Genomic DNA, 20363 nt, shown 5'->3' on the forward strand with positions numbered 1-20363 from the left:
TCCTATAGGAAGACTTTTAACAGCAATACCCCGGATTCTGTTACGCTATGCGTATAGAAGCCATTACTCTAAGCGGCCTACTCTGCGTCTGACGCGGGTCACGTATGCGCAAGTTTGGCCTTGCTCCCTGCGGGGTTTACCATGCCGCGTATGTTGCCATACGCGCGGTGCGCTCTTACCGCACCATTTCACCCTTACCCTAAGCGAACTTAAGGCGGTATACTTTCTGTTGCACTTTCCATGGTTTGGATTTTGGCCCAAACCCCCGTCTTTTCAAACGGCGCAGTACCCTGCGGAGTCCGGAAGTTCCTCAGCACCAGGTGCCGCGGCTTCTTAGCTGTTAAATATATTATACAAATTGGAGAGATTGTGCAGTGCATTGCACATACAAAATACTTTCTCCCTTTTGTAAAGGGAGTACCCGCATAGCGGGGGAGGGATTTAATGAGCGAGGTATGGGCGCGTTAATTAAGTGCTGTTGTATAAATAAAGCGCAGTTTCCTTAGCAAAGCACGAAAGTCTAAAGCAATGTGTTGTCAAGGATAATCAGTAATTTTCTGATATGGCTTTATATGCCGGCGGCGGTTAATTCAGGAAAGAAAAAAGTTAATACCGCAAAAAATACAAATGGCATTATAAATAAAAATAATGCCAACACCACTATGTTTAAAAATTTTTTCATAATATTACGGGGCTACTACCGGCGGCGGCGCTTTGCCCGGCTTTTTAAGCGGTATTTGGAACCAGAATGTTGACCCCTGCCCCAGGCCGCTGCTTAAGGCGCCTATCAGCCCTTTGTGGGCGCGGATAACTTCATAAGATATGGACAGCCCCAGTCCCCAGCCCTGCTTTCTGGCGCGTTTATCAAGCGCCTCGCTTTGGTGGAATTTTTGGAAAATGCGTTCAAGGTCAGAGTGTTGTATGCCCGGGCCATTGTCTTTAATAAAAACTTTGGCAAACTCGCCCTCTACAAAATATCTTATTTCAACACGGCCGCCCTGCGGTGTAAATTTAACAGCGTTATTAATAATATTGTTAAGCACCTGCGATATTCTAAACCTGTCGGCCGATACCGTAATGGCGTCGGGATATTCATACACCATAATATTAATGCCGCGTTTTTGCGCGTTTACTATTTGCAACGCGTAAACGTCATTTAAAAGAGCGTTAAGGTCAAACTCTTTAAAATCCATTTTAAATTTGCCGGCCTCAATCATGCTGATATCAACAAGGTCGCTCATTAGCAGGTTCATGTTATCAGTTGCTTTTAAAATATTGTTTAAAGCCTGCTGGTCGCCCACGCCGCCGCCCGCCACGCCGTCCATCATAAGTACCGAAGTTAACCCTTGGATAGATGACAAAGGCTGGCGCAGGTCATGCGCTACTACCGACATAAATTTGGATTTAATTTCGTTAAGCCTGTTAAGTTCCTGGTTGGAAAGGGTCAGCTTTTCTACAATGTTTTCCAGCATTTCTACTTTGCCCGAAAGCTGGCCCTGCAAATTGCCTATTTGCTGTTGGTAACTATGCTCGGCCTTCATAATAGTGCGCTGCATTTTTTTAAGCGCGAACCTTTTAGTAAGCAGTACGGCAAGCAGCACGGCAAGACCTATCAGTATTGCTATAAGCGGGACTAACATTATATATTCTTGTTCTAGCATAGTTTTATTATACCAACATTTTTATTTTATGAGTTCTAAAACTTCTTTCTCGGTAACCGCGCCCTCTCTTATTACAACAAGCGGCTCGGGGGTGAGTATGGTGGACGCCATGCCTTTAAGTTCGCCGTCAAGTAAAATATAATCAACTCTTCCGTCGAACTGTTTTAAAATGCCCTCTTCGCTGTTTACCAGGCCCGTGCCGTGCATATTGGCGCTGCTGGCGGCCAAAATACCGCCGAAGGTGTTAAGTATTTTTACCGTAAGTTCATGATCCGGCACTCTTATGCCAAGCGTGTCAAACCCGCGCAGGTACGGCCTGCCTTTTTTGGAGGGCGGCACTATCATGGTAAGCGGGCCGGGCCAGTAGGTGTCCGCTATTTTATTAGCTTTTTCTGAAAGAGCGGAAATTTCTTTTGCCGTATGTACATTTTTTACCAAATATTGCAGCGGTACGTTAAAAGGTTTTTGCTTTGTTTCGCACATGCGTGCTACCGCGGCGTCATCGGCGGCGTTGGCCACTATGCCGTACACTGTGTCTGTCGGCATAATAACTACCGCGCCGTTGTTTAAGGCGGCGGCGACTTCTGTAATATTTTCTGCTGTTAAATCTTTAACTTTAAAAATCTTGGTCATCGTTTTCTTCTTCCGTGGCGGCGGGGCGGTCTATAATAATTACAAATTCCCCAAGTATTTTGTTTCTCTTTTTAAAATTTTCTATAACTTCTGTTACTGTGCCTCTTGTCCACTCTTCAAATACTTTTGTAAGCTCGCGCGCTACAACAAGCGGTGTGTCCGGGCCCAGCGCGGCTGAAATAATTTCCAGCAGTTTTACTACGCGGTAGGGGGACTCATACACTACAACAGGTTTTTCTAAGGCGTAAGCGGCGGTAATCATTCTGGTTATTTTACCCGCCTTGCGCGGCATAAACCCCAAAAATGTAAACGCCCCGCCCGTTACGCCTGCGCCAGAAAGGGCGCATGTCAGCGCACTTGGGCCCGGCAGGGGGATAACTTTAATATTTTTTACGGCGCATTCTTTTACCAGTTTCCACCCTGGGTCAGAAATACACGGTGTGCCGCCGTCGCATACAAGCGCGGCGGTTTTATTTTGCGCTAAATTAAGGCAGTGCGAGACGCTGTGCGGGTCGTTCTCATTATAACGCACAACGGGTTTATCTATAAGAAAGTGTGCTAAAAGCGTTTTGGTGCGGCGGGTGTCCTCGGCTAAGATAATATCCGCCGCTTTTAATGTGTCTAAAGCGCGCATAGTGATGTCGGCCAAGTTGCCTATTGGGGTTGGGACTATATATAGCATATATATAGGATACAAAATACTGGCTTTCTATTGCAGAATATCTGATCATTCAAAAATTTATAACTGCATAGCACCCTCACCTGCTTTTATTTAGGCTTAACCTAAATAAAAACTTCCTCTCCCCTAAGAGGGAGAGGAAATAATTAATTTTTTAATTAGCGTTTGTTAAACCAATTACCAATCAAGGGCGCTTTTCCAGGCGTCTTTTTCGTCTTGGGCCTGTTTTTTGGCGGCGTCGGCTTTAGCTTTAGCGTCAGCTTTAGCTTTGTCAGCGGCTTCTTGGGCGGACTGTTTTACAGAGCTGGAAGAAGATGTGCTGGATGATGTTGAAGCGGTTTCTTTAGCTGTATTGTAAGTAGATTTAGCATCTTCAACTTTGCCTCTGAGTTCAGCGGATTTCTGTTGGAGTTCCGCCGCTGTGGGGGCTGTTGTGGTTGTTGTTGTGTCTGTAGAGGCGCAGGCGGCAAGTAAACCTACTGCGGCAAGTACTGCTAGTATTGATATTTTTTTCATGTTCATTCTCCTAATAGTGTTTACTAATATTATAATAAAACTTTTAACTTACAGGTAAGCTAAAATTTTATTCTGTTTTTAAAGCTTTGTTCCATTTCTCTGTTAAGGTCGCGCTTTTTAATTGTTTCGCGCTTGTCAAAAAGCTGTTTGCCTTTGCCAAGGCCCACTTTAATTTTGGCCCAGCCGTTTTTAAAGTATACTTCCAGCGGGATGATGGTGTGCCCTTTTATTTCCGCGTGGCCCTGCAGTTTATTTATTTCTTTTTTATTTAACAAAAGCCTGCGGGGGCGCAGCGGCTCAACCTCTGTTACCGTATTATATTTATAGGGGTTTATATGCATGTTGTATACATATGCCTGACCGCCCTCTACACGCACAAAAGCGCCGTCAAGGCCTATTTCTTTTTGGCGGATAGACTTAACCTCGCTGCCCAGCAGTTCTAGGCCGGCTTCGTATGTATCTAATATATGGTAGTTGTGGTAAGCCTTACGGTTTGTGGCGGCCACCAGAACGCCTGTGTCTTTTTTTGCCATAGAGATATTTTACATTTTATGGCGTGGAATGTGCTCATAAAATTAGGATGGTTAACTTTTACTTGACAAAGCTTAAAAAGTTAGGTTTACTGAACTTATGGAAAACAAATTATCTACAAGTATGGAAGATTATTTAGAGGCTATTTCTATAGCCGCTAAACAATACGGCGTAGCAAGGGTAAAAGATATAAGGGATTTAATGAATGTTAAAACCCCCAGCGTTACCGGCGCGCTTACGGTGCTTGCCGCGCAGGGTTATGTTGTGCATGAAAAATATGGTTATGTGGAACTTACCCCCAAGGGTTTAAAAGCGGCTGAAGATATTAAACAAAGGCATGCTTTATTAAGCGCGTTTTTGACAGATATATTGGGTGTCTCTAAAACCACTGCCGATATTGACGCTTGCAAAATGGAGCACACTATAAGTAAAGAAACTTTTGAAAAACTTACTAAGTTTGTTAAAGGGCAAGTAACTAAGAAAAAGAAATAATTTTAATATTAAAATAAAATCCCCGCACAATTGTTGTGCGGGGATTTTTGTTTTGATATTTTAAACAAGCCCTTGGTCCATCATGGCCGAGGCCACTTTGTTAAAGCCTGTTATATTGGCGCCTGTAACATAATCTCTTTCGGCGCCGTATTGGTTGGCTGTGTGCAGGCAGGCCGCGTGAATATTTTTCATAATCTTTCTAAGTTCTGCGTCCACCTGGTCTTTAGTCCAGTACATGTGCATGCTGTTCTGCGCCATTTCCAGGCCGGATACGGACACGCCGCCCGCGTTGGCCGCTTTGCTGGGGCCGTAAAGTATTTTTGCCGCTTGGAATACGCCCACCGCGTCGGCAGTGGAAGGCATATTAGAACCTTCCGCCACGCAGATGCAGCCGTTTTTAATAAGCGTTTTAGCGTCGCTGGCGTCAAGTTCGTTTTCCGCCGCCGTGGGGAAAGCGACGTCGCACGGTATGGACCATGTTTTCTTGTTTGCGGGCAGCAGTTCCGCCTTTTTAAATTTTTTAAGGTATTCTGTAACAGGTTCTCTTCTTACAAAAATAAGGTCTTTAAGGAATTCCAGTTTTTCTTTATCTACGCCTTCGGGGTCATGTATGGAACCGTCGATAGTTGCAAACGCCGTTACCTTGCCGCCCAGCTTGTTAATCTTTTCTATAGTGTAAATACCCACGTTGCCGGTGCCTGATATTACGCAGTTTTTACCTCTAAGACTGTCACCTTTTGTGGCTAACATTTCTTCCGCGAAATACACCAGGCCGTAACCTGTGGCCTCGGGCCTGATTAAGCTGCCGCCCCACGCGTGGCCTTTACCTGTGAATGTACCTGTAAATTCATTTCTAAGTTTTTTATACTGGCCGTACATAAAGCCGACTTCTCTGGGGCCTACACCCAGGTCGCCCGCCGGGATATCCGTATCTGAACCTATGTGGCGGTAAAGCTCATTCATATAGCTTTGGCAAAACCTCATAACTTCCGCGTCGCTGCGGCCTTTTGTTTCAAAATCGCTGCCGCCTTTACCGCCGCCTAAGGGCAGCGTGGTTAAAGCGTTTTTAAATGTTTGTTCAAATCCTAAAAATTTTATCATGCCAAGTGATACGTTTTCTCTAAATCTCATGCCGCCTTTGTAGGGGCCCAAAGCGCTGTTGAATTGTACTCTTATGCCTCTGTTAACGTGCACTTCGCCTTTGTCATCCTGCCAGGGCACTCTGAACATAATTACGCGTTCAGGTTCTACAATTCTTTCAAGTATTTTATATTTGATATATTGCGGTTTATCTTTAAGTACGGGGATAAGAGAGTAGCAAACTTCTTCTACTGCTTGGTGAAAAACTATTTGTTCCGGGTTTTTGGCAATAACATCCGCCATAAGCTGGTCAATGTATCTTTTGATTTCCATAAATCCTCCGGGATATTGTGGTGACCTTAGTCTAACAAAAGGTGCCCCCGGTGTCAACACTTAAAAATCACGACGGAGAAACACCAAAAACAAAACCCCCGGGCAGTAACCGGGGGTCTTAGTACTTTATTTTTAGAGGAGTACTTAGTTGCGGGATAAAAACAGTTTTAAAACGGTGCTAGGTTAGCTTAAATATGTTTGTTATGGCTAACTTTATTAATATCTTATAACATTTTTTTTATTTACGCAACATTTATTTTTTTGAATTATTATTGCTTTGTAATAGTTGATTGGCCGGCTAAAATAATTTAGCCGCCCTTACCTGCTTTGCCGCAAACGCTGCGCGGTCAACAACGCGGCAAAACTTCCTCCCCCATCCAACAAGGGGGAGGAATGAAAGGTTTATTTTATAGGGTTTTTTAGTCTGTTTTCCAGTATCTTTTTGGCGGGGTCAAAATTTTTACGCATATCCAGGCGCATAACTTTTATTGCTATTTGCAGCATTTCCTCTTCCGGTAAACCGCCGCAGTAGCTGCTGCTGTAAAAGTCCGCCGCCGCCATAATAGCGTCGCGCGGTATCAAGCCTACAATCTCGCTTTCTTCTATTTCAAGACCAAGGTCCTGCGCTTCTTCTTTGCAGGTATCAAATACTTTATGAAGGGGGGTAATATTAAAGTCCGTTATATTGCACGATACTTGCGCGAATTTATACTGCGGTAAAAACCAGCCTATGGCTTTAACGCCTTTAAGTTTGTGCTTGTCGCCGCTTTCTCTTATGCGTTTGGCTATATAACTTGCGTGTTTAACGTCGTCTGTGCTTAGAGAGATATTGTAGGCCAGCAGCAGCTTTCTGGCGCCTATTGTTATCGCGCCGCTATGGCGGACAACATCGTTCATTTCCACGGGGCCGAAGTCAGGGTGAAGCTCTTTAAGTTTTTGTTCCAGGCTTTCGTACTGGCCTTTCCTTATATAGGCAAGGTCGCGCCTTTTAGGGTTGGAGGCGGCGTTTTCGTAAAGGTAAACGGGTATGCCAAAGTTTTTGGCTACCTTCTGGCCCAAATGCCTGGCTATTTTTATACAGTCAGACATAGTAGCGCCCTCAAGCGGGATAAACGGGCATACGTCCACCGCGCCCAAGCGCGGGTGTGTGCCTTTGTGCTGCGTCATATCTATAAGTTTATGCGCCGCGTATATTACGGAGTAGGCGGCCTTTATGATTTGCTCAGGCGTGCCTGCCATGGTAAGCACGGTGCGGTTGGCGTCGTAACCCATGTCAACGTCTAATATTTTAACGCCTGTTTTTGCCGCCATATCCACAATGGCGTCTATTATCTTTTTGTTTCGTCCCTCTGAAATATTGGGAACGCATTCTATTATTCTCATCCTTTTGTCCCCGGACATGCGGTCTGCCGCCGCTGTCCCTTATTTATTTTACTTCAGCTATTGTTTTAATAACTTTAAACGCTTTTTCCATATACTCAAGCGACGCCCATTCATAAGGCCCGTGCGGCTGTGAGTAGCCAGCGAAAATATTTGGCGTGGGCAAACCCATAAAAGAAAGCCTGGCCCCGTCTGTGCCGCCGCGTACCTGGCGTACGGTGTATTTAAAGCCCAGCTCTTTAAGCGCGTCAGCCAGCTTTTCCATAGCTTGCGGGTGCTCCAAGATAACATCTTTCATGTTTCTATATTGGTCTTTAATTGTAAGTTCTATATTTGCATTTTTGTAGAATTTCTTTTTATCTTCTACAATTTGTCTCAAAGTATCTTCTAGCATATGCAGTTTGTCAATACTATGCTCTCTTACTGCGCCGTGTACTTCAGCTGATTCAATACTTCCTTTTATTGTGGTAAAAAATATAAATCCGTCGGTACCGTCTGTAGTTTCAGGCAGTTTTGATGTAGGCCATGAAGATATAATATCAGCAGCTACTCTAACAGGGTTTACCATAACGTCTTTGGCGGAACCGGGGTGGCAGCTGACGCCTGTTATTTTAATTGTAAACCCATCCCCGTTAAAATTGCCGTTTTCCACGCTGTCAAAAGCGTCGCCGTCAACAGTATAGGCAAAATCCGCGCCAAAAGCTTTTACGTCAAAATGGTCCGAGCCGCGGCCTATTTCTTCATCAGGGGTAAAACCTATACAGATTTTACCGTGCTTAATGCCCGGGTTTTTAATCAAATATTCAGCCAGTGTCATTATAATTGCTATGCCTGACTTGTCATCCCCGCCAAGTACTGTGGTGCCGTCGGTGGTTATAATAGTGTCTCCTATACACTGTAACAGCTGTTTGTCAGAGGCGGGGTCAATGGTAACTTTATTTTTTAAAGGTATTTTTTTACCATCATAATTTTTGTGTACTATTGGGGTAACGTCTTTGCCGTTAAATTCGTGGTAAGTATCCATATGCGCTATAAAGCCTATGGCGGGCACATGTTCCTCTATATTAGAGGGGACAATACCCATAAGGTAGCCTTTGTCTGTAAGGATAACGTTTTCCACGCCTATATTCTTCATTTCCTGCTCAAGCGTCTTTGCGAAAGCGTACTGTGTGGGGGTGGAGGGTACTGTTTGTGAGTTGTCATCAGATGTTGTTTCTACTTTTACATAAGATAAAAAACGGTCTAAAATAGCTTGTTTAATATTCATAATATCTCCTTTAGACTTATTATAAATTATTTTTTGTATAATGTTTGCATGAATAAAAAAATAATTTTAGGCGCAGTACTTTTTCTTTCACTTTTCGGGTGCGCAACATTACAGGAGAACTATAACATGGTTAACTGTAAGTATGATATCACCCGCGTAGAAATGGCGGATATTAACCCAAGCAGTATTAATATGAATATAATTATCGCCATAAATAATGTAAGCAGAACCACGGACGCGGCCTTAAGCCGTTTTGAGGGTGACCTTTACATTAACGACACCAATGTAAGCAAGTTCACCTTAAAAGACGTGCGCGTGCCGGCCGGCAGTACAGAGGCCGTAAAATCCAGCCTGGAAATACCTTTTGCCAGCCTTGGCAAAACGCTTACGGGTCTGGTAACCATGGGCAGCGTATCTGTGGACTATAAAGTCAAGGGCACAATGTATTTTGCCACGCCGCTTGGCGATGTGCCGTACCCGGTTACAATTTACCAAAGCAAAAAGTTTTAATTGAAGCCCCCGAAAGGGGGCTTTTTTTTAGGCATGCCTAAGATTTCATTTTTTTTAGTTTTAAATGTTAGAATGTCAGAATACGCAGGGCTGACAAATATATAACCTCGGGAGTTTCATATGTTGGAAAACAGCACAACAAAAGAAAAACTGGACTTAAACAAAATTGCCGATAAATGGAAAGGCAAAGACGGCAGTTTAATAATGATACTGCATGAAATACAAAACACCATGGGTTACGTACCCAGGGAAATTTCTTTAGACCTTTCTAAGCTTATCGGTATTCCTTTAGCGCAAATTTATGAAGTACTTTCTTTTTACCACTTCTTCAAATTAACGCCGCCCGCCAGGCACCAGATTTCTGTTTGCACGGGCACGGCCTGCTACCTTAAAGGCGCGCCTGAAATATTAAAAGAATTTAATAAAATTTTGGGCATTAAAGAGGGGGAACAGACTAAAGATTCAAACTTTTCCCTTACCGGCGTGCGTTGCGTGGGTTGCTGCGGTTTGGCCCCGGTTGTGTCTGTTAACGGTAAAATTTTTGGCGCGGTAAAACCGGCCGACGTAAAGAAAATTGTTGAAGAATTTAACGGGAGCAAATAATGTCTAAAGTTAATATTGAGCAAATTGCTGACACATATAATAAAAACTACAAAAACATTGATAGACGCATTATCATTTGCGGCGGCACAGGCTGTATAGCCGGCGGTTCATTAAAAGTATTAGAGGCTTTTAAGAAAGAACTTAAAGACCGCAAACTTGACTGGTGCACAGAAATTACGGACGGCTGCCGCGGCACATATATAAGTAAGAGCGGCTGCCAGGGTTTTTGCGCCGCCGGCCCGCTGGTTAGCGTTGGCGATATTTTTTATACAAAAGTAAGAGAAGAAGACGTAGCTGAAATTGTTGAGAAAACAGTTGTGGCGGGCGAAGTTGTTGAGCGCCTTTTATATACGGACCCTACCCACGGCCAAAAATGCAAAACTTTAGCAGACGTGCCTTTTTACAAAAAACAGCACAGAATTTTACTTAAAGACTGCGGTAAAATTAACCCCGACGATATTAACGAATACATTGCCCACGGCGGTTATAAAGCCATAGAAAAATGTCTTAAGGAACTTAAAGAGACGGGCACCATTGAAGAAATTAAAAAAAGCGGTCTTAGAGGCAGAGGCGGCGGCGGCTTCCCGACAGGTTTAAAGTGGGAGCTTACAGCCAAAAGCAAAGATTCCCAAAAATATATGATTTGTAACGGCGATGAAGGCGACCCGGGCGCTTATATGGACCGCTCTCTTTTAGAAGGTAACCCGCACGCTATTATTGAGGGCATGCTTATAGGCGGTTACTGCACGGGCGCAAACACAGGTTTATTTTACATAAGGGCGGAATACCCCTTAGCCATTGAGCGCGTGCAAACAGCCATAGACGCGGCCTATAAAATGGGCTTTTTAGGTAAAAACATTTTAGGCAGCGGTTTTGACTATGATTTAGATATACGTTACGGCGCGGGCGCGTTTGTCTGCGGCGAGGAAACCGCTTTAATGCGCTCTATTGAGGGCCAGCGCGGCACACCTACGCCAAAGCCGCCGTTCCCGTCAGTTAAAGGTTTGTGGGGCCACCCTACATCTATTAACAACGTGGAAACGCTGGCTAATATACCTTTAATTATACGTAACGGCAGTGATTGGTTTTCTTCCATAGGTTCCGGCAAGAGCACGGGTACCAAAGTTTTCGCCATGACGGGTAAAGTTAAATCCTCCGGCCTTATTGAAGTGCCCATGGGCATAAGCATAAAGGAAGTTGTAGAGGCGAAGGCGCTTACGACGGCCGCACCATTAAAGCCGTGCAAACAGGCGGCCCCAGCGGCGGTATTATTACCGCGGATAAATTTGACATGCCTATAACCTATGAATCTCTTATAGAAGCTGGTTCTATGATGGGTTCGGGCGGGCTTATCGTTATGGATAACACGGACTGTATGGTAGACATTGCTAAATTCTACCTTGAGTTTTGTGTGGAAGAATCCTGCGGTAAATGCGTGCCATGCAGAATAGGCGGTTACCAGATGTTAAAAATCTTAAGGGATATTACAGACGGTAAAGACGCGGGTGATTATGAGGAAAAAATTAAAAACATCGCCCATACCATGCAGAAAGCCTCGCTCTGCGCCCTTGGGCAGACAGCGCCTAACCCGGTGCTTTCAACCTTAAAATGGTTTAAACATGAATATGAAGAACACGTTAAAAACAAACACTGTGACACAGGCAAATGTTCCAACCTGGTACGCTATACAATTATTGAAGATAAATGTATAGGCTGTACAGCCTGTAAGCGCGCTTGCCCGGTTGCCGCAATAACCGGTGAAGTTAAACAGAAGCATTTTATCCACCAGGATAAATGTGTAAAGTGCGGCGCATGCTTCACAGCCTGCAAATTTAACGCGATTAAAAAGGACTAAATTTTATGGTAAAAGCTATTATTAATAATACAGAAGTTAACGTTCCCGCGGGAACAAGCATTTTAGACGCCGCCAAAGAGGTAAGCGTAAATATCCCCGTGCTTTGTAAGCACCAGGACTTGCTTGCCGGCGCCGGCTGCGGTATCTGCGTGGTAAAAGTAAAAGGCTCGGGTAAAATGTTAAGAGCTTGCTGCACGGAACTTGCCGAGGGTATGGAAATTATTACCCATGACCCGGAAATTGTTACAGTACGTAAAAACGTACTTGAGTTAATTTTATCCAACCACCCCAAAGACTGTTTAGTTTGTGCCAGAAACAATGACTGCGAACTGCAGCGCCTTTCCGCTGAGTTTGGTATAAGAGAAGCCTATTATCCTGATATTGTGGGCAGAAGAAAACATAAACATGATGATTCTACCAAAACAATTACTATAGACGGTTCCAAATGTATACTGTGCGGCCGCTGTGTACAGGTTTGCCAGAAAAAGCAGAACGTTTGGGCGCTTTCATTCTTAGGCAGAGGTATTGATACGGTTTTGTCACCGGCCGGTGAAATTGAACTGAGTGAGTCCCCTTGCGTAAGATGCGGCCAGTGCTCCAACCACTGCCCCGTAGGCGCGATTGTCGAACATGACGAAACCCAAAAAGTGTGGGACGCTATACGCGACCCTGAAACCTACACAGTGGTGCAAATTGCTCCCGCCGTAAGGGTTGCCATAGGCGAGGCGTTCGGCTTCCCCGTGGGCGCTAATTTAACGGGCAAACTTATCAACGCTCTTAAAAAAATAGGTTTTGACGCAGTGTTTGACACAAACATGGGCGCCGACATGACAATTATTGAAGAAGCCAGCGAGTTTGTAAAGAAATTTACATCTAAGCAGAGTCTTCCGTTAATCACATCCTGTTGCCCCGCGTGGGTTGATTTCCTTGAGAAATTCCACCCCGACATGATTGAACATTTTTCATCTTGCAAAAGCCCGCATGAAATGGTTGGCGTTCTTGCCAAAACATATTACGCGGCCAAACATAATGTTGACCCGGCTAAAATGCATATGGTTTCCATCATGCCTTGCACGGCTAAAAAGTATGAGATTTCAAGGTCGCAGGATATGTCTTCCTCAGGCTATCAGGACGTGGACGTCTCACTCACCACGCGCGAACTTGCCCGCATGATTAAACAGAGCGGCATAGACTTTAAGAATTTGGGCGACGCTGAAGGCGACTCTCTGCTGGCGGACTACACAGGCGCGGGCACTATATTTGGCGTAACCGGCGGCGTTATGGAAGCGGCTTTAAGAACGGCTTACCACTATATTACAGGCGCGGAACTTGCTGAAGTTGACTTTAGGGCTGTGCGCGGTTTTAAAGGTATAAGAGACGCTGAGATTGACGTCAACGGCACAAAAGTAAGAGTTGCCATAGCCCACGGTTTAGCTAATGTTGACACATTGCTTAAACATATTAAACAGCTTAAAGCAGACGGCAAACCTATGCCATATGACTTTATAGAAGTTATGGCGTGCGAAGGCGGTTGTATAGGCGGCGGCGGCCAGCCGTACGGCGTTAACAACGAGTTGCGCAAAAAACGCGCCGCGGGCCTTTATAAAGATGACGTGCAGCATAAGCTGCGCTGCTCACATCTCAACCCGTCCGTACAGCAGGTTTATAAAGACTTTATCGGTGAGCCGCTTGGAGATAAGGCGCATCACCTGCTGCACAACCATTACCAAAAAAGAAAAGAATATAAAAAATAATAAAAAGCCCTGCTCTAATGAGCAGGGCTTTTTTTATAAAACCACGCGCTTGCGCGTGGTTCTGTAAAGCCTTTACAGATGATCAAAAATAAAAATATTTAGAGTGTCAAAAAGCAATAATAGATTGTTTTAAAATAGAAAGTTTTTTGTGGCCCTCTACCTGGGGAGAGAGAGCAAAGCCTTGTGAGCGTATCAATTAGTTCCCCTCGCCCCACTGGGGGAGAGGGCGTGAGCAAAGCGAGCGGGTGAGGGGGAAGTTGTTTTTATAAAAAAGATATTCCGCTAATTTAATAAAACTCTCCCACCTCTCCACACCCAGCTACTGCGAAAACATGTTAGAAGATAGCTCTAGTCTCTTAAGATTAGAGAGGGTAATTTGGGCCTATGTTTAAAATAGGTCTTTAGGCCCTGGTTTGGTTGTCACAATTTCTTTACAATAATAGTAGATTCAACCTTTAATGAGGAAATTTTATGAAAAAAACAATCACAGTACTTACCCTTCTCTCACTTTTTAGCGTGGGCGCTATAGCGCAAAAAAACACTATCCCCACATATTCTGACGCGCAAAAACTTTATCATGATTCTGTAAAAAAACAGGCCAATAAAAATACGCGCAGTACCCCGGGCACAATGTCATTTGCAAATGCCCTTAACACGTACTTTGACACTCTTAATAAAAAAGTAACGCCGGAGCAGCAGGCCAAGGCGGAAGAAATCGCCGTTATCTCAGCGGGCGTTGCCGCTATGAATCATGCTATATTAGCTGGCGCGGTAGGCGGCGCGGTTAGCGGTGTGTCGCAAACTGTGCACGCGCAGAAGAGCGCGGACGTTTCCTCCTCATCCAAAATATTTCAAAAAGATTTCGCGGCGGATATTCAAACATTTTTTACAAAATACGCTTATCTGATAAGGCCGCATTTATACCCGCAGGAACAGAAAGAGGTTTTAAGCAATCTTAGCGCGGGCGCTTATATAGGCGGCGGCGTATACAATACAACGCCTAAGGTAAGATACGGTTATATTAATGTTGAGGGCGCCAACTGTGATTTTAATATTGATGTTGCTATGCAAAACGTAAAGCTTTCCGCCAAAGAAAATAAAGAAACCGGTTACAGGGTAGTGGCCACGGATTATGAGAAAGTAAGTCTTTTTGTTTTTTCTGACCAGCGGGATATGGGCAGCTATATGTGCGATTCTTTGGAAGTTTCTGATATTAAAGATGAAAAAGCTATCTATATAATACAGAGCGGTACAGACCTTAAAGTCATAAACAAGCTAACTTCTTTTGAAGTAAAAGCCCGCAAAGGCAACAAGGTGGAAACGCTTAAATACTACATCAGCAGCGACGGTGTGTTTGACGTTAACGGTTACCAGCCCAGCACATCTTTCTCATACGACCGCTATTAAAAACAACTTTTATTAAACAAAAACTCCCCGTAATATTACGGGGAGTTTTTTTGTTTATAGTTAGATAAAATCAAAATATTCAAAATCTTTTTTCATGAAATGAAAAAAGCCGTCCCATTGGACGGCTGTATAAATAAGTAAATTTTGAAAGTTGTTATTTTGGTGAAGCTAAAATTTTTAAATTTTATTTGTAATTTTTTTAACGCGGTTTTTGCAAAGATTTTGAGTCATTTTTGCATTTTTCTGTTGCGAGGTATACTTGCAACGCAAAGCGCGTAGCGCTTTTTGTATTCGAGCATAAGGAAAAATGCAAAAATGGCCAAAATCTGACGCAAAAAAAAGCCGAGAATGGGCCTTATCCCCTCGTCTAACAAATGTAGCTTTTAAGTAGCACTAATAATTAAGTGGAACTTCATATTTGTCTAACTCTATGAGTAGATTTCTTTCTTTTTCTTCTTTGAGTTTTTTCAGCTCTTCATTTTGGTCATTAGTATAATGTTGTTTTGTAACTTTTGTATCACTGTGCCCCATACTTAATGAAACCTTTTTCTGGTCAGCCCCGCAGGCCTGTCTTGACGTTGCATAATCTTTGCGAAGGGTTTTGCACGTTCCAGTTATTAGTATTTGGTTTGGCTCTTTTATTTTTATTTCTTCATTGACCCTTGTCCTAAAGTTCTTGTAAAACACACAAAAGCCCCCATTGCTATATCGCTTGGTATACTGATTTGTAAAAACATAATCAGATACTTTTGGCATTTTATTGAGTTCTGTAATAAGTCTCTCAGTTAAGCGTATTTGCCTTTTTTTGTTGCCTTTGGGCTTCCACCCATCAGGATTGGGGGAAATCCAGCCAAAGCGATTTTCAAGGTCAAGTTTCTCCCATCGCATATTACATATTTCCTCCGGGCGGCATGAACAATCAAAACCAAACAATACTGCTGCCCGTTCCATAGGAGTGCCGTATTTTAACAACAATTCAACTTCTCTAATATCATTTGTCTTTACTACAAGTTTATTGACCTCAAGAAATGCTAGATTTTCTATAGGAAAATCGTCCATATAACCCTTACCCATAGCCCATTTTAATGCTTTCCTGATACATTTAATAACTTTATTTACGCCGTGATTATCTTTTTTATTTTTTATAGCTTCTTCTTCCAGGTCAGAAATCATTAGACGCAATTTTTTGAGTGTTATATCATTAAGAAATATAGGGGCTATATGTTTTTCTATGCGATCAAAAGCATAGTTGTAATCGGTTATCGTCCTATGTGATAGCTCTTGCTTTGAAACTTTGGCCCACTCATTCCATTTTTCTCTAAAGAAAAGCCATGCAACACTGTCAGAATCATTTTTAGATTGCTTAAGCCATTCTGATTCTTGCCACTTGCGACACGCCTCCCTTATGTCAACCTTGTTCCCATTTTTGTCTTTGTATTTAAAGTATTTATACTTTCTAATTCCTTCCACATTTATCTGTCCTCTTTCACCGTATTTATATCCTGCTACCTTGTATGTTTCTCCCTTGAAATATCTCATTTCTCCTCCAAAATTAGACAAAGCTACTGCTAAGGCGTTTAAAAATGTCTTTTAAAAGTTCGGGCTTTTATGGGTTTACTTTGTTTTTGTTAAATATTTGAAATAGGTTAAGTTTTGAATCCTTTTATTTCTACACTTTTTTCTGTTTTTAGCTTAGATTTTGGTTTTCTTCTTTCAAATTCAACAGTAAAATTAACACTTAGTTTCATTTTTCGCTCCTAACATCAGTATTTTTATTTTTCTGTTGTTCTATATATCTATCAACCATTTCTTGATATTTTAAAAAGCTTTTTTCAATATTTTTTATGTCATCTTCTACTTCTCTGATACCCTTGCTAATTGTCTCCATATCTTCCTCAATATCTTCCATGTCTTTTATTAGTTTATTAAAGAACATATTTATTTCACCTCCGGCAAGATAGCATTTAATGCCGCTCGGGCTTGACACATTCTAAGGCCACCAATAAGTTCACCTTTTTCGTATGTCTTGTCAATTTTGGCAATAGCGACTATTATTTTATCTATAGCCATGTTGAATTCTAGCGTGTGAGTTTTTTCTGTTTTTCTATCCCCGCCATCATAATTAGCGAAAAAATCACGTCCCGCCTCGCCTTTTACTGTTATGGTTATTTGCGTTTTATTGGTCATAAGTCTCTAATCTCCCCATAGCGGGCAGAAGGTTTTTTAGATGTATCCGCTATCATCTTAAAAATATGCGAAATATCAAATTTCTCTTTTAGTTCAGCTTTCCAAAAAGTATACAGACGCTCTTTGATGGGGCTAATTGTTTTTATTTTTAATTCTCGACGCTCTCCGACCTCTATGTTTGCCTCTTTTAAATTAAGAGCCACAAAAAGCCCTTCTTCTGTGCTTTCTATACAAACACCTCCGTCTACTTCCATTTGTACGTCTCCAAAAATAGCTGTATTGTTCATATCTTGGCCTACTTTTATTAAAGTTTTATCTTTCATTTCAAAAACTCCTCCACGAACGCGCGGGACAACTCTCTAAAAGCCTCTTTTACTGTTTTTGGCGCAATTTTCCAAGGCAATATAATGTTTTCGGGATTTTTCTTTGCCTGTTCATAATTTTTCTTATATAAAGCTTTAGCCCCACGCTCAATTATTTCTTTAATAGGTAAACCTTGGTCACCAGTAGGTAACGAATATTGTTTGGGTATATGCACAAATGGTATATATTTTATTTTTTCACTCATAAATTGCTCTCCGTTATTGTAATACGCATAGTATTTGGGTCATCTTCAATGTAATGTTCATCTCTAAGAATTTTTATAACCTCTTCTTTTGTGGGTTTTTGCTTACGTTTAAGTAAAAGGAATTCATTTTCTTCCGAGAATTCTCTTTCTATATAGACACTCCAAATTTTCATACTATCTGCTCCTATAACCTTTTGTTGTTTTTCTAAGTTCTCTTTACGGCATTTAGCCATGTTTTCCAAAATCCATACTATAGTGTCAGCACATAGCCTAGGACATGGGATTTTGTGTTTTTTAAATGCTTGCCCGATTCTAACTACTACCTCATGTCTGCCCAACTCTACACCATTTATGTTTATTGTGTGCATACCATCTCCCTTATATTGGTATTTTTTGTAATGGAAAAATAAGACGCTCTCTATCTTTGCAATTAAGAGGCGGTGCACTAAATTTGCCGTAGTGGCGAGCGTTATAATCTAATGCATTTTTTGCTGCCTTTGGCGACAATATCCACATATCTCGTTTTTTACAGTAATAGTGCCAGCGGTCGTCAAATTCACTTTGTTTTGTAGCGTAATGAACACATGCTCGGCAGTCCCCGTATTTTTCCTTGTTCTTGTAGCAATAATGTTCATGCAATCTTGCCGCTGGAGGAGTAACAAAAACCCGTCGACAAAAATTACATTTGTAAGCCCTTATTTCTTTTGGCATAAATCCTCCAACGCTGCAACCGCAACCGCCACTATTTGTATCAGTTCTCGACGCATATTTTCAATACCACCTAAGTGTTTTTTATCAGCATTATTAAAGACTGTTTCGTTCACTGCTTCGGCATATTCGCCAACTTCCTCAGTCAAGATGCCCAACCAATAAAGTGGGTTTTCGTAATGTTGCTTGCCCCACTTCTTATCTTGTCTTTCACGCTCCGCTATAATAGCATCCAATATCGGTTTTATCTCTGTGTTTTGCATAAATTAGGCTCCTTTATTTAACTTGCTGAAACATTTTTTACATATATAATCTCCAACAATATTTAACCACTCCGCCCAAGGAATACTGCATACCTTGCCGCAAACATCACACTTTATTTTCATCTCTCGTTCTCCTCTCGGGGGTTAATATTGGCACAATCAAAGATATATTTACCTAATTCTGGTAATACACAATTTCTTAAGACCTGCCTTTTGTTTTCTATTTTGCTATTTGCTACTATTTCCCAACCCTCAAAATCTGATATTTTATTTTTTGTTCTTATAGCGTCTTTCTCAAACAACTTAAAAGGTATTTCAAAATTAGCCCAAAATAGGTGTCGTTGCAGTATTGCTGTTGGTTTAACAAGTGGGCCATAATAAGGCACTGTGTTTTCAATACAAAACTTTCCTTTAAAATATGTCTGCAAAAATACAATTTGAGAATAAAGGCTCATATCCGGCATTATGGGTTTAAATCCCTTTCCTAAAACACCGACATTGTGTCTATACTGCCCATGACTTTGGCATGGTGGGCTGCTCCATATAAAGTCAAAGTTTTGATAGTTGTCTTCTAAATACTTATTTGCGTCTCCAATAACAACTTCATCATTAGAGTTAATTTGTTGGTAAACCTCTGCTATAGCCGGGATAAGTTCAACCGCTGTAACTTTACAGTCAGTCCAAAGTTTTCTATTGCCGCCTATACCTGCACAAAGATTCAATACCCTCACTTTTCTACCTCCTTATATTTCCACAAGCGGGCACCATGTGGGACGTGCTTCCCCTAAAAGGTCTGATACCTTGCATTCCTCTTTTGTTATAAAACAGATATCTCTACATAGCCAGTATGTATTTGTTCTAAACTTGCATTCTTGAATTTGTTTCGGCATTTCAAAATCTTTAATCGCTATCATGGGTGGACTCCTTTTTACTTGCTTGCTCTGCTAAAAAATCAAGAAATTTTATATAGCTTTCTCTTTTAGCATTACGCCATTTTTCACTATGCGGCATACGACGGGGCGTTGGATTTGAGGGCATAGCGGTTTTGCGGGCCACTCTGTAACAATTAAATGCGTCAAATAAATCTTCGCTGTCTCTTTCTTTTTCCATTAGAAGCTGTCCGTAATCCACGCCCCAGCTAAACACCTCAAAAAACACTTTTATATCGCTCATTTCTCCTCCTGCGGGATTAAGGGCAATAACGCCAATCTGGCAATATCATCAACCCCAATATCTCGGTAGGAAATAGGACCAAGTTCATTTTGTATAGCTTCGCCACCTTTAATACTCATTTCCGGCAAAGTTTTAGCTTTTTGCCTTAATTCCTTTAACTTGTTATAAATATCTGTGCCTATTCTCACACCTCTTGGTGGTAAGCAAGGGTAAATGCTATTTAAAAACACCATAGCATCATCTATAAAATCTATTTCTACAATCACATATCTTTTTTCCATAAATCATTCTCCCAATACAACTGGTCTTAATTTGTAAAAATATAAGAGATATAATCTCCAAAAATCATGTTTATTCAAAAACCTTGCTAACATGAATTCAAAAGCAAAATATTTAATATCCTTGCCGCCCAATTTCAACATAATCACTCCTCTCTACTTTCTGTCATACTAGGTCTGACTACTAGAAGTTCCATAAGCCAGAAAAAAAGCCAACATAAAAAAGCGAACCAAAGGCAACCTATGATAGGTAAGCCTGCATAAACCATAAATTCTAAAAATTTAACTTTAAATTCTAAACTCATTTGATAAACCCCTCCTTTTTAAGTATCAACTTCCAAGAGCCAACAGGGTCACAAGGTGTTTGTTGTATAGTTAAATTTATCTCTAGCAATTCAGCTACACCAAACATAAAGGCTGTTAATACTTCCGCTTGAGTTGCCCAGGGGCCCACATTCTTGATAATGGTTTTTGACATTTTAACC

At 41.9% G+C, this 20363-nt stretch carries 25 protein-coding genes, 1 other RNA gene and 1 pseudogene; 6 read left to right on the forward strand and 21 right to left on the reverse strand.

What is annotated here, in order from left to right; genetic code table 11:
- Positions 1-11: 11 nt before the first annotated feature.
- From rnpB to smpB, 6 genes are all read right to left on the reverse strand, one after another.
- Positions 12-345, reverse strand: an RNA gene (gene rnpB, locus AAIR98_RS04210) — RNase P RNA component class A.
- Positions 346-686: 341 nt separating this feature from the next.
- Positions 687-1661 (reverse strand): sensor histidine kinase, encoded by a 975-nt coding sequence (locus AAIR98_RS04215; RefSeq protein WP_423970998.1) that lies wholly within the window; start codon positions 1659-1661, stop codon positions 687-689.
- A gap of 21 nt (positions 1662-1682) precedes the next feature.
- Entirely contained in the window at positions 1683-2294 is a 612-nt protein-coding gene (locus AAIR98_RS04220) for an L-threonylcarbamoyladenylate synthase (RefSeq protein WP_423970999.1), read from the reverse strand.
- Complete coding sequence (rsmI, locus tag AAIR98_RS04225; protein ID WP_423971000.1) at positions 2278-2976, reverse strand: 16S rRNA (cytidine(1402)-2'-O)-methyltransferase; 699 nt, start codon at positions 2974-2976, stop codon at positions 2278-2280. Before rsmI ends, AAIR98_RS04220 begins: the two co-directional genes overlap by 17 nt.
- 174 nt (positions 2977-3150) lie before the next feature.
- Positions 3151-3489 (reverse strand): hypothetical protein, encoded by a 339-nt coding sequence (locus tag AAIR98_RS04230; RefSeq protein WP_423971001.1) that lies wholly within the window; start codon positions 3487-3489, stop codon positions 3151-3153.
- Positions 3490-3548: 59 nt separating this feature from the next.
- On the reverse strand, positions 3549-4022 hold the full coding sequence (smpB, locus tag AAIR98_RS04235) for an SsrA-binding protein SmpB (RefSeq protein WP_423971002.1): 474 nt from the start codon (positions 4020-4022) through the stop codon (positions 3549-3551).
- A gap of 97 nt (positions 4023-4119) precedes the next feature.
- Here smpB and AAIR98_RS04240 point away from each other — a divergent pair, with 97 nt between their 5' ends.
- Positions 4120-4512 (forward strand): metal-dependent transcriptional regulator, encoded by a 393-nt coding sequence (locus AAIR98_RS04240; RefSeq protein ID WP_423971003.1) that lies wholly within the window; start codon positions 4120-4122, stop codon positions 4510-4512.
- Between the two features lie 60 nt (positions 4513-4572).
- Here AAIR98_RS04240 and gdhA read toward each other — a convergent pair whose 3' ends face one another.
- The 3 genes from gdhA to pepT form a co-directional block, all read right to left on the reverse strand.
- Entirely contained in the window at positions 4573-5925 is a 1353-nt protein-coding gene (gdhA, locus tag AAIR98_RS04245) for an NADP-specific glutamate dehydrogenase (RefSeq protein WP_423971004.1), read from the reverse strand.
- 402 nt (positions 5926-6327) lie between these two features.
- A complete protein-coding gene (ftcD, locus tag AAIR98_RS04250) occupies positions 6328-7308 on the reverse strand; it encodes a glutamate formimidoyltransferase (protein ID WP_423971005.1) in 981 nt (326 codons plus the stop codon).
- A gap of 43 nt (positions 7309-7351) precedes the next feature.
- The gene (gene pepT, locus AAIR98_RS04255) at positions 7352-8572 is read right to left on the reverse strand and encodes a peptidase T (RefSeq protein ID WP_423971006.1); all 1221 of its coding nucleotides are present in this window, start codon (positions 8570-8572) and stop codon (positions 7352-7354) included.
- A 48-nt stretch (positions 8573-8620) separates the two neighbouring features.
- Between pepT and AAIR98_RS04260 the strand changes: the two genes are divergently transcribed.
- The 5 genes and pseudogenes from AAIR98_RS04260 to AAIR98_RS04280 all read left to right on the forward strand — a co-directional run bounded on the left by AAIR98_RS04260 (position 8621) and on the right by AAIR98_RS04280 (position 14701).
- Positions 8621-9082 (forward strand): LEA type 2 family protein, encoded by a 462-nt coding sequence (locus tag AAIR98_RS04260; protein ID WP_423971007.1) that lies wholly within the window; start codon positions 8621-8623, stop codon positions 9080-9082.
- Positions 9083-9202: 120 nt separating this feature from the next.
- The gene (locus AAIR98_RS04265; RefSeq protein ID WP_423971008.1) at positions 9203-9685 is read left to right on the forward strand and encodes an NADH-quinone oxidoreductase subunit NuoE family protein; all 483 of its coding nucleotides are present in this window, start codon (positions 9203-9205) and stop codon (positions 9683-9685) included.
- A pseudogene (locus tag AAIR98_RS04270) lies at positions 9685-11540 on the forward strand (NADH-ubiquinone oxidoreductase-F iron-sulfur binding region domain-containing protein). Before AAIR98_RS04265 ends, AAIR98_RS04270 begins: the two are co-directional and overlap by 1 nt.
- A gap of 5 nt (positions 11541-11545) precedes the next feature.
- Positions 11546-13294 carry an NADH-dependent [FeFe] hydrogenase, group A6 gene (locus AAIR98_RS04275; protein WP_423971009.1) on the forward strand — a complete coding sequence of 583 codons (1749 nt, stop codon included), beginning with the start codon at positions 11546-11548 and terminating at the stop codon, positions 13292-13294.
- Between the two features lie 471 nt (positions 13295-13765).
- On the forward strand, positions 13766-14701 hold the full coding sequence (locus AAIR98_RS04280) for a hypothetical protein (protein WP_423971010.1): 936 nt from the start codon (positions 13766-13768) through the stop codon (positions 14699-14701).
- A gap of 393 nt (positions 14702-15094) precedes the next feature.
- Here AAIR98_RS04280 and AAIR98_RS04285 read toward each other — a convergent pair whose 3' ends face one another.
- The 12 genes from AAIR98_RS04285 to AAIR98_RS04340 form a co-directional block, all read right to left on the reverse strand.
- On the reverse strand, positions 15095-16240 hold the full coding sequence (locus tag AAIR98_RS04285; RefSeq protein WP_423970287.1) for a tyrosine-type recombinase/integrase: 1146 nt from the start codon (positions 16238-16240) through the stop codon (positions 15095-15097).
- 205 nt (positions 16241-16445) lie between these two features.
- A complete protein-coding gene (locus AAIR98_RS04290; RefSeq protein WP_423970288.1) occupies positions 16446-16637 on the reverse strand; it encodes a hypothetical protein in 192 nt (63 codons plus the stop codon).
- Between the two features lie 2 nt (positions 16638-16639).
- On the reverse strand, positions 16640-16888 hold the full coding sequence (locus tag AAIR98_RS04295; protein WP_423970289.1) for a hypothetical protein: 249 nt from the start codon (positions 16886-16888) through the stop codon (positions 16640-16642).
- Positions 16885-17211, reverse strand: a complete 327-nt coding sequence (locus tag AAIR98_RS04300) for a hypothetical protein (protein ID WP_423970290.1) — start codon at positions 17209-17211, stop codon at positions 16885-16887. The genes AAIR98_RS04295 and AAIR98_RS04300 overlap by 4 nt, the downstream gene beginning before the upstream one ends.
- Positions 17208-17456, reverse strand: a complete 249-nt coding sequence (locus AAIR98_RS04305; protein ID WP_423970291.1) for a hypothetical protein — start codon at positions 17454-17456, stop codon at positions 17208-17210. The genes AAIR98_RS04300 and AAIR98_RS04305 overlap by 4 nt, the downstream gene beginning before the upstream one ends.
- Positions 17453-17824: a hypothetical protein gene (locus AAIR98_RS04310; RefSeq protein ID WP_423970292.1), complete on the reverse strand. Its 372-nt coding sequence runs from the start codon at positions 17822-17824 to the stop codon at positions 17453-17455. The genes AAIR98_RS04305 and AAIR98_RS04310 overlap by 4 nt, the downstream gene beginning before the upstream one ends.
- A gap of 10 nt (positions 17825-17834) precedes the next feature.
- Positions 17835-18167 carry a hypothetical protein gene (locus AAIR98_RS04315; RefSeq protein ID WP_423970293.1) on the reverse strand — a complete coding sequence of 111 codons (333 nt, stop codon included), beginning with the start codon at positions 18165-18167 and terminating at the stop codon, positions 17835-17837.
- Positions 18152-18427 carry a nucleoside triphosphate pyrophosphohydrolase family protein gene (locus AAIR98_RS04320; RefSeq protein ID WP_423970294.1) on the reverse strand — a complete coding sequence of 92 codons (276 nt, stop codon included), beginning with the start codon at positions 18425-18427 and terminating at the stop codon, positions 18152-18154. Before AAIR98_RS04320 ends, AAIR98_RS04315 begins: the two co-directional genes overlap by 16 nt.
- A 119-nt stretch (positions 18428-18546) precedes the next feature.
- Complete coding sequence (locus tag AAIR98_RS04325; RefSeq protein ID WP_423970295.1) at positions 18547-19158, reverse strand: DNA cytosine methyltransferase; 612 nt, start codon at positions 19156-19158, stop codon at positions 18547-18549.
- A gap of 169 nt (positions 19159-19327) precedes the next feature.
- Entirely contained in the window at positions 19328-19600 is a 273-nt protein-coding gene (locus tag AAIR98_RS04330) for a hypothetical protein (protein WP_423970296.1), read from the reverse strand.
- Complete coding sequence (locus AAIR98_RS04335; RefSeq protein ID WP_423970297.1) at positions 19597-19881, reverse strand: hypothetical protein; 285 nt, start codon at positions 19879-19881, stop codon at positions 19597-19599. The genes AAIR98_RS04330 and AAIR98_RS04335 overlap by 4 nt, the downstream gene beginning before the upstream one ends.
- Positions 19882-20179: 298 nt before the next feature.
- Positions 20180-20356, reverse strand: coding sequence for a hypothetical protein (locus AAIR98_RS04340; RefSeq protein WP_423970298.1), 177 nt, complete (start codon positions 20354-20356; stop codon positions 20180-20182).
- Positions 20357-20363 lie beyond the last annotated feature (7 nt).

The sequence above is a fragment of the Elusimicrobium simillimum genome (assembly GCF_049639735.1).
Lineage (GTDB): Bacteria > Elusimicrobiota > Elusimicrobia > Elusimicrobiales > Elusimicrobiaceae > Elusimicrobium > Elusimicrobium simillimum.

Coding starts and splice junctions, on each gene's coding strand:
- AAIR98_RS04300 (WP_423970290.1), bottom strand. CDS start 17,211: ATGAAAGATAAAACTTTAATAAAAGTAGGCCAAGATATGAACAATACA.
- AAIR98_RS04330 (WP_423970296.1), bottom strand. CDS start 19,600: ATGAGCGATATAAAAGTGTTTTTTGAGGTGTTTAGCTGGGGCGTGGAT.
- AAIR98_RS04305 (WP_423970291.1), bottom strand. CDS start 17,456: ATGAGTGAAAAAATAAAATATATACCATTTGTGCATATACCCAAACAA.
- AAIR98_RS04275 (WP_423971009.1), top strand. CDS start 11,546: ATGGTAAAAGCTATTATTAATAATACAGAAGTTAACGTTCCCGCGGGA.
- AAIR98_RS04230 (WP_423971001.1), bottom strand. CDS start 3,489: ATGAAAAAAATATCAATACTAGCAGTACTTGCCGCAGTAGGTTTACTT.
- AAIR98_RS04340 (WP_423970298.1), bottom strand. CDS start 20,356: ATGTCAAAAACCATTATCAAGAATGTGGGCCCCTGGGCAACTCAAGCG.
- AAIR98_RS04335 (WP_423970297.1), bottom strand. CDS start 19,881: ATGGAAAAAAGATATGTGATTGTAGAAATAGATTTTATAGATGATGCT.
- AAIR98_RS04215 (WP_423970998.1), bottom strand. CDS start 1,661: ATGCTAGAACAAGAATATATAATGTTAGTCCCGCTTATAGCAATACTG.
- AAIR98_RS04240 (WP_423971003.1), top strand. CDS start 4,120: ATGGAAAACAAATTATCTACAAGTATGGAAGATTATTTAGAGGCTATT.
- ftcD (WP_423971005.1), bottom strand. CDS start 7,308: ATGAGAATAATAGAATGCGTTCCCAATATTTCAGAGGGACGAAACAAA.
- AAIR98_RS04290 (WP_423970288.1), bottom strand. CDS start 16,637: ATGTTCTTTAATAAACTAATAAAAGACATGGAAGATATTGAGGAAGAT.
- AAIR98_RS04315 (WP_423970293.1), bottom strand. CDS start 18,167: ATGCCAAAAGAAATAAGGGCTTACAAATGTAATTTTTGTCGACGGGTT.
- gdhA (WP_423971004.1), bottom strand. CDS start 5,925: ATGGAAATCAAAAGATACATTGACCAGCTTATGGCGGATGTTATTGCC.
- pepT (WP_423971006.1), bottom strand. CDS start 8,572: ATGAATATTAAACAAGCTATTTTAGACCGTTTTTTATCTTATGTAAAA.
- AAIR98_RS04320 (WP_423970294.1), bottom strand. CDS start 18,427: ATGCAAAACACAGAGATAAAACCGATATTGGATGCTATTATAGCGGAG.
- AAIR98_RS04265 (WP_423971008.1), top strand. CDS start 9,203: ATGTTGGAAAACAGCACAACAAAAGAAAAACTGGACTTAAACAAAATT.
- AAIR98_RS04285 (WP_423970287.1), bottom strand. CDS start 16,240: ATGAGATATTTCAAGGGAGAAACATACAAGGTAGCAGGATATAAATAC.
- AAIR98_RS04280 (WP_423971010.1), top strand. CDS start 13,766: ATGAAAAAAACAATCACAGTACTTACCCTTCTCTCACTTTTTAGCGTG.
- smpB (WP_423971002.1), bottom strand. CDS start 4,022: ATGGCAAAAAAAGACACAGGCGTTCTGGTGGCCGCCACAAACCGTAAG.
- AAIR98_RS04310 (WP_423970292.1), bottom strand. CDS start 17,824: ATGCACACAATAAACATAAATGGTGTAGAGTTGGGCAGACATGAGGTA.
- AAIR98_RS04260 (WP_423971007.1), top strand. CDS start 8,621: ATGAATAAAAAAATAATTTTAGGCGCAGTACTTTTTCTTTCACTTTTC.
- AAIR98_RS04220 (WP_423970999.1), bottom strand. CDS start 2,294: ATGACCAAGATTTTTAAAGTTAAAGATTTAACAGCAGAAAATATTACA.
- AAIR98_RS04295 (WP_423970289.1), bottom strand. CDS start 16,888: ATGACCAATAAAACGCAAATAACCATAACAGTAAAAGGCGAGGCGGGA.
- rsmI (WP_423971000.1), bottom strand. CDS start 2,976: ATGCTATATATAGTCCCAACCCCAATAGGCAACTTGGCCGACATCACT.